Origin of the sequence: Actinoplanes nipponensis (assembly GCF_016862275.1) — a bacterium.
Lineage (GTDB): Bacteria > Actinomycetota > Actinomycetes > Mycobacteriales > Micromonosporaceae > Actinoplanes > Actinoplanes nipponensis.
This window is the reverse complement of record NZ_BOMQ01000026.1, coordinates 357,876-373,220: the sequence shown is the minus strand read 5'-3', so window position 1 is coordinate 373,220 and position 15,345 is coordinate 357,876. Positions and strand designations below refer to the sequence as shown.

Annotated in this window: 14 protein-coding genes; 8 read left to right on the top strand and 6 right to left on the bottom strand. The window is 74.1% G+C overall.

Features of this window, described 5'->3' with window-relative positions:
- Positions 1–7: 7 nt before the first annotated feature.
- The 6 genes from paaC to Ani05nite_RS11660 all read left to right on the top strand — a co-directional run bounded on the left by paaC (position 8) and on the right by Ani05nite_RS11660 (position 7,131).
- Entirely contained in the window at positions 8–982 is a 975-nt protein-coding gene (gene paaC, locus Ani05nite_RS11685; protein WP_203767729.1) for a 1,2-phenylacetyl-CoA epoxidase subunit PaaC, read from the top strand.
- Positions 976–1,467, top strand: a complete 492-nt coding sequence (gene paaD / locus Ani05nite_RS11680; protein ID WP_203767726.1) for a 1,2-phenylacetyl-CoA epoxidase subunit PaaD — start codon at positions 976–978, stop codon at positions 1,465–1,467. Before paaC ends, paaD begins: the two co-directional genes overlap by 7 nt.
- Position 1,468: 1 nt before the next feature.
- A complete protein-coding gene (gene paaE / locus Ani05nite_RS11675) occupies positions 1,469–2,527 on the top strand; it encodes a 1,2-phenylacetyl-CoA epoxidase subunit PaaE (protein ID WP_203767723.1) in 1,059 nt (352 codons plus the stop codon).
- A 435-nt stretch (positions 2,528–2,962) separates the two neighbouring features.
- Positions 2,963–3,661 carry a cutinase family protein gene (locus Ani05nite_RS11670; protein ID WP_203767720.1) on the top strand — a complete coding sequence of 233 codons (699 nt, stop codon included), beginning with the start codon at positions 2,963–2,965 and terminating at the stop codon, positions 3,659–3,661.
- A 534-nt stretch (positions 3,662–4,195) separates the two neighbouring features.
- Positions 4,196–6,505 (top strand): putative bifunctional diguanylate cyclase/phosphodiesterase, encoded by a 2,310-nt coding sequence (locus tag Ani05nite_RS11665; protein ID WP_203767717.1) that lies wholly within the window; start codon positions 4,196–4,198, stop codon positions 6,503–6,505.
- 143 nt (positions 6,506–6,648) lie between these two features.
- Positions 6,649–7,131, top strand: a complete 483-nt coding sequence (locus Ani05nite_RS11660; protein ID WP_203767714.1) for a hypothetical protein — start codon at positions 6,649–6,651, stop codon at positions 7,129–7,131.
- An 8-nt stretch (positions 7,132–7,139) separates the two neighbouring features.
- Here the strand turns inward: Ani05nite_RS11660 and Ani05nite_RS11655 are convergent, their stop codons facing one another.
- From Ani05nite_RS11655 to Ani05nite_RS11640, 4 genes are all read right to left on the bottom strand, one after another.
- Positions 7,140–7,481: a hypothetical protein gene (locus Ani05nite_RS11655; protein ID WP_203767712.1), complete on the bottom strand. Its 342-nt coding sequence runs from the start codon at positions 7,479–7,481 to the stop codon at positions 7,140–7,142.
- A 103-nt stretch (positions 7,482–7,584) separates the two neighbouring features.
- Positions 7,585–9,156: a hypothetical protein gene (locus Ani05nite_RS40965; protein ID WP_239129684.1), complete on the bottom strand. Its 1,572-nt coding sequence runs from the start codon at positions 9,154–9,156 to the stop codon at positions 7,585–7,587.
- 314 nt (positions 9,157–9,470) lie between these two features.
- Positions 9,471–10,148, bottom strand: coding sequence for a class F sortase (locus tag Ani05nite_RS11645; RefSeq protein ID WP_203767710.1), 678 nt, complete (start codon positions 10,146–10,148; stop codon positions 9,471–9,473).
- Positions 10,145–10,966, bottom strand: coding sequence for a DUF4397 domain-containing protein (locus Ani05nite_RS11640; protein ID WP_203767708.1), 822 nt, complete (start codon positions 10,964–10,966; stop codon positions 10,145–10,147). Before Ani05nite_RS11640 ends, Ani05nite_RS11645 begins: the two co-directional genes overlap by 4 nt.
- Before the next feature lie 145 nt (positions 10,967–11,111).
- On the opposite strand from Ani05nite_RS11640, the gene Ani05nite_RS11635 reads away from it, so the two are divergent.
- Together Ani05nite_RS11635 and Ani05nite_RS11630 are read left to right on the top strand one after the other, a co-directional pair.
- Positions 11,112–11,684: an RNA polymerase sigma factor gene (locus Ani05nite_RS11635; protein ID WP_203767706.1), complete on the top strand. Its 573-nt coding sequence runs from the start codon at positions 11,112–11,114 to the stop codon at positions 11,682–11,684.
- Complete coding sequence (locus Ani05nite_RS11630; protein ID WP_203767704.1) at positions 11,638–12,336, top strand: anti-sigma factor; 699 nt, start codon at positions 11,638–11,640, stop codon at positions 12,334–12,336. The genes Ani05nite_RS11635 and Ani05nite_RS11630 overlap by 47 nt, the downstream gene beginning before the upstream one ends.
- Here Ani05nite_RS11630 and Ani05nite_RS11625 read toward each other — a convergent pair.
- Together Ani05nite_RS11625 and Ani05nite_RS11620 are read right to left on the bottom strand one after the other, a co-directional pair.
- Positions 12,326–13,225 (bottom strand): polyprenyl synthetase family protein, encoded by a 900-nt coding sequence (locus Ani05nite_RS11625; protein ID WP_203767701.1) that lies wholly within the window; start codon positions 13,223–13,225, stop codon positions 12,326–12,328. The genes Ani05nite_RS11630 and Ani05nite_RS11625 overlap by 11 nt on opposite strands.
- Positions 13,222–15,282, bottom strand: a complete 2,061-nt coding sequence (locus tag Ani05nite_RS11620) for an MMPL family transporter (RefSeq protein WP_203767698.1) — start codon at positions 15,280–15,282, stop codon at positions 13,222–13,224. The genes Ani05nite_RS11625 and Ani05nite_RS11620 overlap by 4 nt, the downstream gene beginning before the upstream one ends.
- Positions 15,283–15,345: the final 63 nt, after the last annotated feature.

Here is a 15,345-nt window from a genome sequence, read left to right as displayed (position 1 = left end):
CGATGCCATGTCCTTCGACGCCGCTTACGAGGCGCTCACTGACCACGACGACGACGCGCGGTGGGCGTACGGCACCGGTTTCGCCGACCCGCTCGCCGGCGTGGACACCACCGTTCCCGCGGACGTCGACCGGGCTGATCTGAGCGCGTACTGCCTCGCGCTGGGCGACGACGCGCTGATCATGTCCCACCGGCTGCAGCAGTGGGTGACCCGCGCGCCCGAGCTCGAGGACGAGCTGGCCCTGGCCAACATCGCGCTCGACCTGCTCGGCCAGGCCCGCCTGCTGCTGAGCCGGGCGGCCGAGGTGGAGGACGCCGGGCGGGACGAGGACGTGCTCGCCTATCAGCGCGACGCCGCCGAGTTCCGCAACGTGCGGCTCGCCGAGCGGACCGACGCGGACTTCGCGCACCTGGTGGCCCGGCTGCTGGTCTTCGCGACGTGGCGGCTCGCCCTGCTGGACAGGCTGACCGCGTCGGGCGACCCGGTGCTGGCGGCGATCGGCGCCAAGGGCGTCAAGGAAGTGACCTACCACCGGGACTACGCGGCGCAGTGGGTGGTGCGCCTGGGCGACGGCACCCCCCTCTCCCACGAGCGGATGCAGGCGGCGGTCGACGCGGTGACGCCGCTCATCGGCGAGCTGTTCCGGCCGCACCCCACCGAGGTGCGCCTGGCCGCGGTAGCGGTGGCGGTGGACCCGTCGGCACTGCGGCCGGAGTTCGACGCCGTCTGGGCCCAGGTGCTGAAGGCCGCGACCCTGCGACCGGCGGCCGATGTGCCGGACGAGGCGGACAGTGGGGTGTCGGCGTCTGTGGCCCAGGATGGCGCTGACCGTGGAGGTTCGTCTGGCGGGCCCGCCGGTGCCGGCCGGACCGACTTCGCGCCCGACGGAGGTGGCCGGGACGGCGTGCACACCGCCGCGCTGGCCGACATCCTCGCCGAGCTGCAGGGCGTGGCCCGGTCCCTGCCCGGGAGCGAGTGGTGACCGCGGCCGCGGTGGCCGCCCGGGTCACCGACCCCGAGATGCCGATGCTCACCCTCGCCGACCTCGGCATCCTGCGGGCCGTCGACGAGTCCGCCGACGGTGTGGTGGTCACCATCACGCCGACGTACTCCGGCTGCCCGGCGATGCAGACGATCCGGGACGACCTCACCGCGGCGCTGCGGGAGGCCGGTTACCCGCGGGTCGAGGTGCGTACCGTCCTGACCCCGGCCTGGACCACGGACTGGATCTCGGCCGCCGGACGGGACAAGCTCGCCGCCGCCGGGATCTCCCCACCGGGGGCCGCGCCGCGCCGGGCGGCCGGGCCGGTGCCGCTCACCCTGGCGCCGAGCCGCCGCGCTGTCAGCTGCCCGCAGTGCGGCCATCCCGACACCGAGGAGATCGCCGCGTTCAGCGCCACCGCCTGCCGCTCCCTGCGCCGCTGCCCGGTCTGCCGCGAGCCCTTCGAGCACGTGAAGGAGATCTGACGTGGTGGTCCGCGAGTTCCATCCGCTGCGCGTCGCCGCCGTCGAACGGCTCTGCGAGGACGCGGTGGCCGTGACCTTCGACGTGCCCGCCGAGCTGGCCGACCGGTACGCCTTCAAGCCCGGGCAGTCGCTGACCGTGCGCCACTCCGAGGGCGGCACCGACGAGCGCCGCACCTATTCGATCTGCGCGCCCGCCGGGGCGCGGCCGCGGATCGGGGTGCGCGAGGTGCCCGGCGGACTGGTGTCGTCCTGGCTGGTGCACAGCGTGCGGGCCGGCGACGAGGTCGAGGTGGCCCCGCCGACCGGGTCGTTCACCCCCGACCTGGAGGCCGGCGGCCGGCACGTGCTGATCGCCGCCGGCTCGGGCATCACCCCGGTCCTGTCAATCGCGGCGTCCCTGCTGCGGCACCCCGACGCGACCGTCAGCATCCTGTACGGCAACCGGCGCGCCGACACGGTCATGTTCGCCGAGGACCTCGCCGACCTGAAGGACGCCCACCCGGCCCGGCTCGAACTGGTGCATCTGCTCTCCCGCGAGGCCCGCGAGGTCGACCTGCTGACCGGCCGGCTCGACGCGGACAAGCTGCGCACCCTGCTGCCGCTGCTGATCGACGTCCCCGCCGTCGACCACTGGTGGCTGTGCGGGCCGTTCGGCATGGTCACGGACGCGACCCAGGTGCTCGGCGAGTACGGCGTGGAGCCGGGCCGGGTGCACCGGGAGCTGTTCTGGGTGGACGAGGCGCCGCCGGAGCCGGTACGGGCGGACCGCACCCCGGACGGGCCGAGCAGCGAGGTCACGGTGGTGCTCGACGGCCGCTCGACCACGGTCACCGTTCCGGAGGGCGACACCGTCCTGGAGGGGGCGCAGCGGACCCGGCCGGACCTGCCGTTCGCCTGCAAGGGTGGCGTGTGCGGCACCTGCCGGGCACGGGTCGTCGAGGGCGACGTCGTGATGCGGCGCAACTTCGCGCTGGAACCGGCCGAGGTGGCGGCGGGGTTCGTGCTGACCTGCCAGTCGACGCCCACGTCGGCGAAGGTGATCGTCGACTTCGACGATTGACCGAACCGGCCGGAGTCGTGGGCAGCGTGCCGGCCGGCCCGGCGGCCACGTCGGCCCGGCGGCCACGTCGGCCCCGTGTCGCGTCGGCCCGGCGGCGCGTCGGCCTAGAGGTGCGTCGGCCTTGAGGCGCGCCGGGCTGGCACCGCGTCGGCGCGCTTCGCCGCGGCCTGTCCGCTCGCCACGCCAAGAATGGCGTCAGCTCACCGGCGCAACCGCACCGGACGATCTCTCCCGCCCATTCCGGCATACCGCCGAATAGCCCGATGCATCACCTTCGCTCCTCATCTCCCCACCGGGGCCCGGGGCGCTACGTACCGCGTCGACCTGCGGATCATTTCTGCACTGATTGTGAGGTAATCCTCAGCGCCGGGCGGACCCCCGAGATTCTGCGTATGGAATGCATATAGTCCTCGCCCCTTCGGAAGGGATGACGAAATGCGTTTACGCACAATTCTCACCATCGCGGCAACGGGCATTGTCGGAGCGGCGGGCCTGCTCGTCGCGCCGCTGACCTTCGCGGCGCAGGCGCCCGGGAACGCCTGTCCCGACGTCGAGGTCATCGGGGCCCGAGGCACCACGGAACGTCCCGGCCTCGGCGTGCTGCTGACACCGCTGGCGCAGCGGCTCACCCGCGACCTGCCCCAGACCGTCCGGTCCACCGCGGTGGACTACCCGGCCTCGTTCAACTACACGGCCAGCGTGCGGCAGGGCGTCACCAGCCTCGCGGCGGACGTGCGGCAGACGGCGGCCGCCTGCGCGAACACCAAGTTCGTCCTGGCCGGCTACTCACAGGGCGCGAACGTCGTCGGTGACGCCCTCGTGGGCAGTTCGGTGCGTGGCCGCGCGGCCGGCCAGCCCGCCATCCCCGCCGCGCTGTCCCGGCGGGTCGTGGCGGTGCTGCTCTTCGGCGATCCGACGTTCACCGCGGGCGAGGACTTCAACGTGGGCGACGGGACCCGCTCCGGGGTCTTCCCGCGCGGCGCCGGCCGGCTGGACGCGTTCGCGGACCGGACGCAGTCCTTCTGCAACCGCAACGACCGGTTCTGCCAGGGTGGCACCAGCCTGGCCGCGCACCTCGACTACGCCAAGTTCCTCGACGACGCGACGGAGTTCGTCGCCGGCCGACTGGGCTGACCCCCGGGCCGCGCCGCCCCCGCCGCCACCCGCGCCGAAGGGGCCCGGCCTGCCCCGCCTGGAGCCGACGGGCGGGAGGCGCGGTGGTCGGCGGGGGCCAAGAGGGAGACGGCGAGCGGTCGGCGCGGCCCCGGAGGGGACGGTGAGTGGTCAGCGGGGTCAGGAGGGGGCGGTGAGTGGTTGGCGCGGCCCCGGAGGGGGCGGTGGGCGGTTGGCGCGGCCAAGAGAGGGGCGGTGAGTTGTCAGCGCGGCCAAGGCGGGGCGGCGGGGTCAGGAAGGGGCTGGGGAGCCGGCAGCGGTCAACGCCGGTCAACGGAGGGGCGGCGAGGTCGGGGAAGGGCTGAAGGGCCGGCGCCGGTCAACAGCAGTCAACGGAAGAGCGGTGAGAGCGGCCGGCGGCCTCAGCGGGCGTGATGGGGGCGGCGCGGTCGAAGCGGGGACGGTGAGCAGAACGCGTCCCCCGCGGTCCCGGCCCCCGGGCGTGAACGCCCGGTTTTCCTCACACCGGCGCGCGGAGCGCCGATTGCTGGGCTCGTGCATGCGGCGGAGTTCGACGACAGCACCGCGGAGTACTGGGCGCGGCAGATCCGCATCGGCACCTCGATCGCCGCCGGTGTGACGCTGCTGAGCTGCGTACGGGTGGCCGTGGACTGGAGCCCGCAGCACCGCTGGCTGTTCGCTCCCGTCCTGGCCGCGGGGTTGGCGCAGGTCGCCGCCTTCTTTCTGCCGTGGGCCCGGCTCGTCCGCGGCCCCCGGGTGCGCCGCTGGCTGACCGTCTGGTGGGTCGCCGAGCTGCCGGTGCTCTTCCTCTTCTCCCGGATCGACCGGGACGGGCTGATGCTCTACCTGCCGGGCGCCTCCCTGCTCCTGGTCACCGCCGCGGCCCTCTACGGACCCACCGTGGTGGTCGGCCTCGGGGCGCTCTCCGTGGCCGGCTACCTGGCCCTGCTGCCCGCGGTGACCAGTGTGAACGCCGTCTCCGTGGTGTCGCTGGTGGCGATCATGTCGTCCCTGGTGGCGCTCAACGCGATCAACGCGCACAGCCGGCGGCGGCTGGACGCCCGGCGGGAGGCCGCCGACCGCCGTACCGGGATGCTGCTCGAGGCGGCCTCGGACGCGGTGTTCGCGATCGACGGGCGGGGCGCGGTCCGCTACAGCAGCCCGTCGGCGCAGCGGATCTTCGGCCTGACCGGGGCGGAGGTCACCGGGCGGGCGATGGTCGAGCTGGCCCATCCCGACGAGCTGGCCGGCCTGCGGGCCTGGATGGCCGATTTGTTCGCCGTGCCGGGGGGCACCGCGCGCACGGAGGCGCGGCTGCGCCGGCCCGACGGGTCCTGGCTGCAGCTCGACGTGATCGGCACCAACCGGGTCGACGATCCGGCGCTGCGGGCCGCCGTCATCAGCCTGCGCGACATCAGCCGGCGCAAGGAGCTCGAGGAGCAGCTGAGCCGGCAGGCGTTCACCGACTCGCTGACCGGCCTGCCGAACCGGGCCCTGTTCCGCGACCGGCTCGCCCAGGCCGTGGCCCGCCGCGGCGGCGGGGCCGTCACCGTGCTGCTCATCGACCTGGACGACTTCAAGCTGGTCAACGACAACCTCGGGCACAGCGCCGGCGACCAGCTGCTGGCCACGCTGGCGGCCCGGCTCGGCGCCGAGATGCGGCGCGGCGACACGCTGGCCCGCCTCGGCGGCGACGAGTTCGCCATCCTGGCCGAGGACCTCGACCCGGACGGCGCCGTCGTGCTGGCCGAGCGGCTGCTGCAGGCCGGCCGCGATCAGGTACGCCTGGACAGCCGCGACGTCACCTGCTCGCTGAGCATCGGCATCGCCACCGGTGACGTGCCCGCCGACCAGCTGCTGCGCGACGCCGACCTGGCCATGTACGCGGCCAAGCGCGCCGGCCGCAACGCCTACGCGGTGTTCAGCCCGTCGATGTCACGGTCGGTGCTGGAGGAGGCGCAGCAGCGCGTGGACCTGGAGCGGGGCCTGGAGCAGGATCAGTTCGTGGTGCTCTACCAGCCGGTGGTGGACATGACGACGCTGCGGATGACCGGCGTCGAGGCGCTGGTGCGGTGGCAGCATCCGCGGGACGGGCTGCTCGGCCCGTACCGGTTCATCGCGACGGCCGAGGCCAACGGCCTGATCGTCCCGCTCGGCCGGTGGGTCCTGCGCGAGGCCTGCGCGCAGCTGGCGCGCTGGCGCCGGGCGACCCCGGCCGCGGCCGGGCTCAAGATCAATGTGAACCTGTCCGCGCGGCAGTTCCAGTACGCCGGGCTGGTCGCGGACGTGGCCGCGGCGATCGGCGACGCCGGCGTCCCGGCGGGCTCGCTGACCCTCGAGATCACCGAGTCGATGCTGATGGAGGACGTCGCGGGGGCGATCGAGACGCTCGGCGCGCTGCGGGCCCTGGGCGTGCGGCTGGCGATCGACGACTTCGGCACCGGGTACTCGTCGCTGAACTACCTCAAGCAGCTGCCGGTCGACATCATCAAGATCGACAAGACGTTCGTGGACCAGGTGGACACCGACGCGGACGACGTGGCGCTGGTCGACGCCGTGGTGGGCCTGTGCCGGGCGTTGCGCCTGGAGACCGTGGCCGAGGGCATCGAGACCGACGGTCAGTGGCTGATGCTGCGGCAGATCGGGTGCGACCACGGGCAGGGGTACCTGTTCGGCCGGCCCGGCGACGCGGCGTCCGTGACCGAGCTGCTGGACCGGCAGCCGGAGCCGGAGCCGCACCGGGAAGCGGACTTGGGGCGGCAGCCGGAGCTGGACCGCCAGCCGGAGCTGGACCGCCAGCCGGAGCTGGAGGGCGAGCCGGTCCCGGTGGCAGCCGAGCGCTGAGGCGCGGCCGCCCCGTAGCGGGCAGGCTGGGAGCCGGCCGAGGGCGCGGATCCGGCACTCCGGCGGGCGTGCGCCGCAGACTCCCGGCGCGCAAGCCACCGCCGGCAATCCCCTGTGGACCCCCGATGCGGCACGATAACGGCATGGCCGCCGACACCTGGACCGCCCTGACCTCCCTGGCCGGCGTCACGCTCGGCGGCGGCCTGTCCTTCCTGGTCCAGCGCAGCACCCAGCGCACGGTCGCCCGGACCGAGCAGCGCAAGCTGGAAGTGACCCGGGCCGACGCGCGCCGCGCCGAGCGGCTCGCCCTGCTGGAGCGGTTCATCGGCGCCGCCGCCGAGGCCGAGAGGCAGGCGTTCGGCCGGCCGCCCGACCCGTTCGACCCGGAGGGCGCCTGGGCGGTCGCCGCCCAGGCGGTCATGGACCGCCTGTGGGTCGCCGAGCGCATGGTACGGGTGCTCTTCCCGCTCCCGGTGCACGACGCCGCCCGGGTCTACTTCCTCGTGCTCAACGGCGCCGTGTGGCAGGGGGTTCCCGCCGGCGAGAGCGCCCGGGACCTGCTGGAGGGGCCACGGCTGGCGTTCCTGGACGAGGCCCGCGCCGCGCTGGAGGGCCCGGCGGCCTGACCGGCGGCTCAGCGGCGGAGCACCGAGAGCTCCAGGATCGCCGGCATCGGGGCCACCCCGGGGCCGCCGGCGCGCACCCAGGCCGCGATGTCCTCCTCGACCGCGTCGTCGGCGACCAGGCCGAACCACACCGCCCGGACGCCTTTGCGGCGGGCGGCGGGCTCCGGGTGGACCACGATGACGTTGGCCTCCGCGCAGGCGTCCAGGCATTCGCTGACCCGTACCCGGTGCGGGGCCGGCAGCGCCTCGCGCAGCCGGACCAGCTGACCGTCGTGGTCGATCCGCGGGTGCTTGCGCGGGTTGCCGCAGCAGCAGTCCCGGCACACGGTGACGGTGCAGCCGGCTGTCATCGTTCCCCTGATCCCTGGCACACGCTGGACCCTAACCACCGGCCCGGACGGCAGTTCGCGCGGTCACCGCCGGGGTGACCGCGCGAACAGGACCGTCGTGCCGTCAGTCCCGGGTCGCCCGGCGGCGCCGGGTCGCGCCGAGGGCCACGGCGCCGCAGAGGATCAGCAGCGCGCCGCCCAGGATGAACGTCATCGAGTTGGCCCCGGTCAGGGCCAGCTTGGAGTCGTCGCCGGTCTGCACGTTCTGCTCCGCCTGCAGATCCGGGGCGCCGTCGTCGCTGTCGTCGTTCGACACCACCTGGGCGGCCGGCTTCTCGGTGGTCGCCGGCTTCCTGGTCTTGTCGCCGGCCGCCTGCGCCGGGGTCTCGTTGTCGGCGTCGTCGCCGGTGGCCTGCTCGTCGTCATCGGCGGCCTGGGCCGGCTCGGTGGCGGGGGCGGGCTTGGTGGTCCGGGCCGGCTTCGGCGCGTCGGCGCCGGACTTGGGCGGGATCACCACGGTGCCGGTCTTGGGCGGCGTCGTGCCGGTCCCGGTCTTCGGCGTCGCGGTGGCGCCCGGGTTCGGCTCCTGACCGTCGCCCTGGCCGTCGCCGCCGTTCTGGCCGTCGCCCTGGCCGTTGTCGCCGCCGTTGTTCCCGCCGTTGTCTCCACCGTTGTCTCCACCGTTGTTTTCGGCGGGCGGGGAGGCGGGCGGGGAGTCGGGCGGAGAAGTGGGCGGGGAGGCGGGCGAAGTGGCCGGCGGGGTCGCGGGCGGCTCCTCCTCGGCGGGCGGCTCCTCGCCCTGGCCGCCACCCTCGACCTTGACGCGGACCGCGTCCAGGGCCGGGGTCTGGTTGGCGCGCTGCATCATCGGGATGCGGTGCGAGCCGTCGCCGGCCCACGAGGCGCACTGGGCGATGCCCTCCTGGGGGAGGCCGGGGACCTGGATGGTGACGGTGTCGGGCCGGGCCCCGCCCTTCTTGTCCTCGGTGGCCACGAAGAACGCGGGCACCGGCGCCGGGTCGGGGGCCTCGTTGGTGGCGGTGAGCATCCGGCAGGCGGTGTGGAAGTGGCCGCGGACCAGGCCCTCGCCGGTCAGCACCGAGCTCTCCACGTAGTAGCCGCCCTGGCCGGCCGCGAGGAACCGGTCCCGGACCAGGTTGCGGGTGCTGACCTTGAGCGTGAACGGCGTGTTCGCCTTGACCGACTTCGGGAACTCGGTGATCAGCAGCGTCGGGTTCTTGCTCTGGTCGCCGACCTCACCGAACTCGGTGGAGACGCACCGGTTGCCGTTCTGGAAGCCGTCGTGCGCGTCGAGGTCGCTGTCCTCGCAGGTGTTGGTCAGGATCTGGAGCCCGTTGACCTGCTTGACCGTGGTCTTGCCGGTGGTGCACTCCTTGACCGCCTCGGGCGCGGGGGCCTTCTCGCCCTTGGCGAGCTGGCCGTCGCCCTTGTGCTGGATGTCGCCGTCCTTGTCCGTGTAGGTGCCGACCCGGGGGTCCGACGCGGCGCCCTTGGCGGACGGCGCGGACGGCGCGGCGGCCGGGGCCTCGCAGGCCGCGACCTTGCTCTCGTCCGCGTTGGAGATCTGGGTGACACCGATCACCCCACCGAAACCGATCAGTACGGCGACCGCGGCGATGATGCGACGGTCCGGGCCCCGGCGCTGGGCGGCCCGACGGTAAGTCGGCCTTCGCATGGGTGGCACCTCTTCTGTAACCATTTCATTGGCGGATGAGCCGGTCCGCGGGCCCGTCGGTACGGCCCGGCCGGTTACCGGCATGCAGACGTTAAGAGCTGACGCCTTCCAACACCAATTTCCCAGCGAAAATTGAGGCTTTCTTAGGGTCGAATTAATGCAAAAATATGGGTCCCCGGGTGAACTCCTGGCATCGGTCGTTCGGACGATGTCCCGCCTCCACCGAACGGTGGAGGTTGCAGGGGTGGGCCGGTGTCGTGATCGTACCCAGTGATCGGCCCGCCCGGGTGTCACCCGAGCGGGCAGATCGGCGTTCAGGACACCGGTTTGGCGGTGACCACGATGTTGTCCCGATAATGGCGGGTCTTCGCGTCGAACGGGCCGCCACAGGTGATCAGCGTCAATCGCGGGGCCCCGTCACGGGCGAAATACTTGTCCAGCGGAATGCGGGTCTTGCTGTACCGCTCGCGGGCGACGACCTCGAACGCGCGGTCCTTGCCGTCCGGGCCGGCCAGCGTCATCGTGTCGCCCGGCTCCAGGCTGCTCAGCCGGAAGAACGCACCCTTGCCCTGCGCGGCGCTGTCCACGTGGCCGGCGACCACGATCGACCCCGCCCGCGCGGTGACGCCCGGGCCGAAGCGGTACCAGCCGACCCGGTCGACGCTCGGCGGCACGTCGAACTCGCCGGTCTCCGCGTCGACGCCGACCGGCGCGACGGTGGCGTCCAGGTCCAGCTCGGGGATCCGCAGCCGGGCCGGCGCCACCTCCTCGGCCGGCTCCGAGGCCTCGGCCACGGCGGCCGGCGCCGGGGCGCCGGTCGACGGCGCCGGGGGAGCGGCCGAGGCCAGCGCGGTGACCGCCGAGGAGCCGACGGTGGAGGCCGGCCGGGCCAGGTACGCCGCGACGCCGACCAGGATGAGCAGCACCAGCCCGCCGACGATGAGGAGCGGGGCGCGCCCCTTGCGGGACGCGCCCCCGGTTCCGACGGTCATCGGCGACCCGGCACCAGCCGGCGCGCGCCCACGAGCAGCATCAGCAGGCCGGCCGCCGCGACGGCGTACCAGGCCAGGCCCAGGCCGCTGCCGGCCTGGCCGCCACTGCCGCTCGGCACGCCGCCCGGCGCGGAGTGCAGACCGGTGATCGTCTGGGTGACCAGGTCGAGCGTCTTGTCCTCGGCGGAGCCGACGGCGTACACGATCGTCGCGGTGCCCTCCTTGAGGTCCAGGTCCGCCGGGCCGATCGCCACGGTGTCGGTGCCGGCCAGCACGACGTCGGCCTTGACGGTGCCGGCGGGCAGGTCGGCCTTGGCCTCCTTGGGGTTGGTCAGGTTCTCGAAGACGGGCTTGCCGCCGGCGCGCACGTCGACCGCGGGCGCCGCCGCGGTGTGCCGCACGATGATCCGGGCCTGGCCCGCGGCGACCTTGCTGACGTCGTTGGCGAACGGGGTGAGCGACGGCTTGCCGTCGGCGCTCAGGTGGGCCACCAGGCTGATGTTCGCGCCGCCCGGGATCTCCGCGTCGTCGACCTTGAGCAGGGCCTTGCTGATATCGTCGCCGGGCTTGGTCAGCACGATGTCGTAGCTGCCCTCCTCCAGCGACAGCGGCCCCGCGACCTTGCCCGGCGCGAAGTCGGGCAGGGTCTTCTTGCCGTTGACGTAGACGTCGACGTTCTGCCCGGGAATCCCGTGCACGACGGAGACCTGGGAGGTGGCGGCGAAGGCGGGGGTCGCGGTGAGGGCGCCGAGCCCTCCGAAGGCGACCAGGGCGGCCACGCCCACGGCGGTGACGTGGCGCAGGGGCTTCAAACGCATCGAACTTCTCCTCGAAGTGGGTGATCGGGGTCGGACACCCGGTGGTTTCGCTGGCCGCCGGGCGGCCGGATGCACCTGAAGAAAATTGATTCCGTTGCATCCGCGGCCCGTCCGGGGAGCGAATGAGCAGGTGGAAAGGGGGCCGATGAATCCCGACGACGAACTCGCCGAACGCTTCCGGGCGGGCGACGAACAGGCGTTACGCCTGGCGTACGACCGCTACGGCGGCGCGGTGCTCTATCTCGGCGTGCGCCTGCTGGGCAACCGCGCCGACGCCGAGGACGTCACCCAGACGACCTTCGTGGCGGCCTGGCAGGGCCGAGGTACGTTCGATCCGGAACGTGGCGGGATGCTCGGCTGGTTGCTCGGCATCGCCCGGCGCAAGGCAGTCGACCGGCTGCGCTCGGCGGCCCGCGAGGAGCGGGTGGCCACGACGGTACGGGCGCAGCCCGTCGCCGACGAGGAGAGCCCGGAACGCGTGCTGGACCGCCTGGTGGTGGCCGACGAGCTGGCCCAGCTCCCCGCGGAGCAGCGGCGCAGCCTGGAGCTCGCGTTCTATGACGACCTGACGCATCCGCAGATAGCGGCGCTGACCGGACTGCCCCTGGGCACGGTCAAGAGCCATATCCGGCGGGGTATGGCCAATCTACGACGACGGTGGGAGGTGGACGGTGCAGCATCTGGATCCCGATCGGCTGGTCCTCTTCGCGCTCTCTGAGGAGGCGCCGGACACCGACGAGTCCGTGCACCTGGCCGAGTGCCCGGGGTGCCGCACGGAGATCGACGAGCTGCGGCACGTGGCCGAGCTCGGCTCGGAGACGCAGGGCCTGCGGGCGCTGCCGCCACCGCCCGAGCGGGTCTGGGCCGGCATCGAGGCCGCGGTCACCGCGCCGGTCCGGCGCCTGCCGCAGCGGCGGGAACGCCGCTGGACGCTGCCCGTGCTGGCCGCGGCGGCTGCCGCGGTGCTGGCCATCGCCGGCACGGTCACGGTGCAGCGGTTCACCGATCGGCCGGCTCCGCCCGCGGTGACCGCGAAGGCGAGCCTGGCCCGCCTCGGTGGCGCCCCGGTCGCGGCCGGCGGCGCGGCGGAGGTGATCGGGGGCAACCGGCTGCGCCTGGACGTGCGCAACCTGCCGCTGACGACCGGCTACTACGAGGTGTGGCTGATCGACCCGGACGACACGACCAGGATGATGGCGATGGGCAACCTCTCCAGCGCGGCGCTGTCCGGCGCCGCCGACGTGGTGCTGCCGTTGCCGCCGGGTGCGGACCTCAACCGCTACCGGCTGGTGGACGTGTCCGCGGAGGCGTACGACGGTGACGCCGCGCATTCCGGCAAGAGCCTGTTGCGGGGCACGCTCACGAACTGAGCAGGGCCCGGTACCGGGGCAGCAGGCGCGCGAGCCGGCTGTCCCGGTACTTTTTTGTCAGGTCGGCCAGGTCCGGGCGGGCGGCGGCCGCGCGGTCGGTCAGCTCGTCCACCGTGGTCAGGGCCGCCGGCACCCCGGTGCGCAGCAGGTCTCTCCCGCGTTCCCGCTCCGCGCCGGTCACCCCCGGGCGCAGCAGCCGGCGCAGCTGCGGGTGCGCCGCGATGGCATGCACGGCCGGCAGCGTCACGATCCCGGGGTCGCCCGGCGCGTCGTCGTCGAGCAGGTCCCGCACGTCGTCGAGCACGTGCAGCGCGGCGCCGGCCGCCAGCCCGTAGTCGCGCAGCCCGTCCTCCGGCGCGCCGGTGACGATCGCGCCGAGCCGGCCGGCCGCGGCCAGCAGGGTGCCGGTGCGCAGCTGGGCGATCCGCAGCGCGGTGGCGGCGCTCAGGTCGGCCGGCAAGCGGTTGTCGGCGGCCAGGGTGTGCCCGGCGCAGACCTCGGTCAGCGCGTCGCCGAGCACCGCGCCGGCGCCGGCCGCCGCGGCGAGCCGGTTCGCCAGCCCGATCAGCAGATCGCCGGCCAGCAGCGCGACGGCGGGCCCCTCCTTGGCGTTGATCGTGGGCGTGCCGTTACGGGCCGGCGCGTCGGCGAGCAGGTCGTCGCGGACCCGCATGGCCAGGTGCAGCAGCTCGACGGCGGCCGCGGCGGTGGCGGTGCGCCGGGAGGCGCCGGGCCAGGCCTGGCCGGCCACCGCCAGCACGAGCCGGGCCCGCAGCCGCTCGCCGTCGGCCTCCGCCAGGCGCCGGCACGGCTCCCGCAGCGGCTCGGGCGCGCCGTCGAGGGCCCCGGTCAGCATCGCCTCGGCCGCGGCGAGGCCGTCGTCGCTCATCCGGCCACCGCCGCCGGCTGCGCCACCGGGTCCGCCTGGGCCGCGCGGTGCGCGGCGGCCGGGTCGGCCGGCCACCAGAAGCGGTCGCCCAGCAGGGTCGCCAGCGCCGGGACGAGGACCGTGCGCACCAGCAGCGTGTCCAGCAGCACGCCGAGCCCGACGATGACGCCGATCTGGGTGAGCGTGATGATCGGCAGCACGCCCAGCACGGCGAACACCGCGGCCAGCAGGACGCCGGCGCTGGTGATGACCGCGCCGGTCGCGGCCAGGGCGTGGATCATCCCGCCCCGGGTGCCGCGGGTGGCGGCCTCCTCCCGGGCCCGGGTGACCAGGAAGATGTTGTAGTCCACGCCCAGGGCCACCAGGAACAGGAACGCGTACAGCGGCACCTGGTTGTCCAGGCCGGGGTAGCCGAGCAACTCGCGGAACAGCCAGGAGCCGGCGCCCAGCGCGGCCACGAAGCTGGCGATGACGGTCGCGATGAGCAGCACGGCGGCGACGGCCGCGCGCAGCAGCAGGCCGAGCACGAGCAGCACCACCAGCAGGATCACCGGCACGATGACCCGCAGGTCCCGGCCGGCGGCGTCCTTGGTGTCCATGGCGGTCGCCACGCTGCCGCCGACCAGGGCGCCGTCGCCGACCGAGGCGCGCAGCGCGCGGATGGTGGCGTAGCTCTCCGGGGTGTCCGGGGCCGCGGTCAGCACCGCGCTGATGCTGACGATCCGGCCGGCCTGCTCGGCCACCCGGGCCTGCGCCACGCCGGGGGTGCCCTGGACGGCGGCCAGGTCGCGGTCGCGGTTCTCCGGCGAGGTGAGCACCACGGTGGGATCGGCGGCGCCGGCCGGGAAGTAGCGGCTCAGCGTCTCGAGGCCGTCGACCGATTCGGCCTGGACCCGGAACTGCTCGGTCTGCGAGAGCCCCAGCCGGGTGCCGATCAGGCCGGTGGACAGCACGCCGAGGATCACCAGCGACACGACGGTGACCAGGCCGGGCCGGCGGGCGACGCCGCGCCCGACCCGGGCCCAGATGCCGCGTTCCTGCTCGGCGCCGCCCTGGCCGACGCGCGGGATGAACGGCCAGAACAGCCCGCGCCCGCAGACCACCAGCGCGGCCGGCAGCGCGATCAGGGCGAACAGGGCGGCCACGGCGATGCCCAGCGCGGACGTGACGCCCAGCGCCACGGTGTCGTTGAGGCTGGCGAGCAGCAGGGTGAGCAGGCTCAGCACGACGGTGACGGCGCTCGCGGCGATGGCCGGGCCGGCGCCGCGCAGCGCCCGCCGCATGGCCTCGCGCCGGTCGGCGTGCCGGTGCAGCTCCTCGCGGTAACGGGAGATGAGCAGCAGGGCGTAGTCGGTGCCGGCGCCGAACACCAGGACCGTGACGATGCCGACGGTGGACGGCCCGATGGTCAGGTCGGTGTGCCGGGAGAGCACGGCGACCAGCCCGCTGGCGACCCGGTCGGCCAGGCCCACCACGGTCAGCGGCACCAGCCAGAGCACCGGGCTGCGGTAGGTGATCAGCAGCAGCAGCGCCACCACGACCACGGTGACGATCAGCAGGTTGGTGTTGGCGCCGGTGAAGCTGTCGGCGATGTCGGCGGAGAACCCGGCGCCCCCGGTCACCTGGGCGCTCAGCCCGTCCGGGAGGCCGGCGCGGGCCGTCTCGCGCAGGTCGGCGACCTTGGCGATGATCTCGTCGCTGGGCAGGTCGGCCGGGAACGGCACGGCCAGCAGCGCCGCGTCCCGCCGCTGCGCGAAGACCGGCGGGGCCGCGCTGCCGAACGCCCGGGCGTCCGCCTCGATCTTGGTCACGTCGGCGGCGGTGAGGGGTTGCCCGCCGCGGCTGTAGAGCACCAGGGCGGGGTTCTCCTGCCCCGAGGGCAGCTGCCGTTGCAGGGCGGCGACCTTCGTCGATTCCGCCGCCGTGGGCAGCGTGGCGGTCGGGTCGTTCGTCGTGCGGACCTCGCCCGCGCCGGCGATGACCGCGCCCCCCATCAGCAACGCGACGGCCAGCACCAGCCATGCGGTGAGCCGTCCGGTCAGTGTCCGCAGCACCATTATTCCTCCACCGCAAAGAATCTCTACCATCGAGAGTCTCCACGAATGCGACGGGATCTGCAA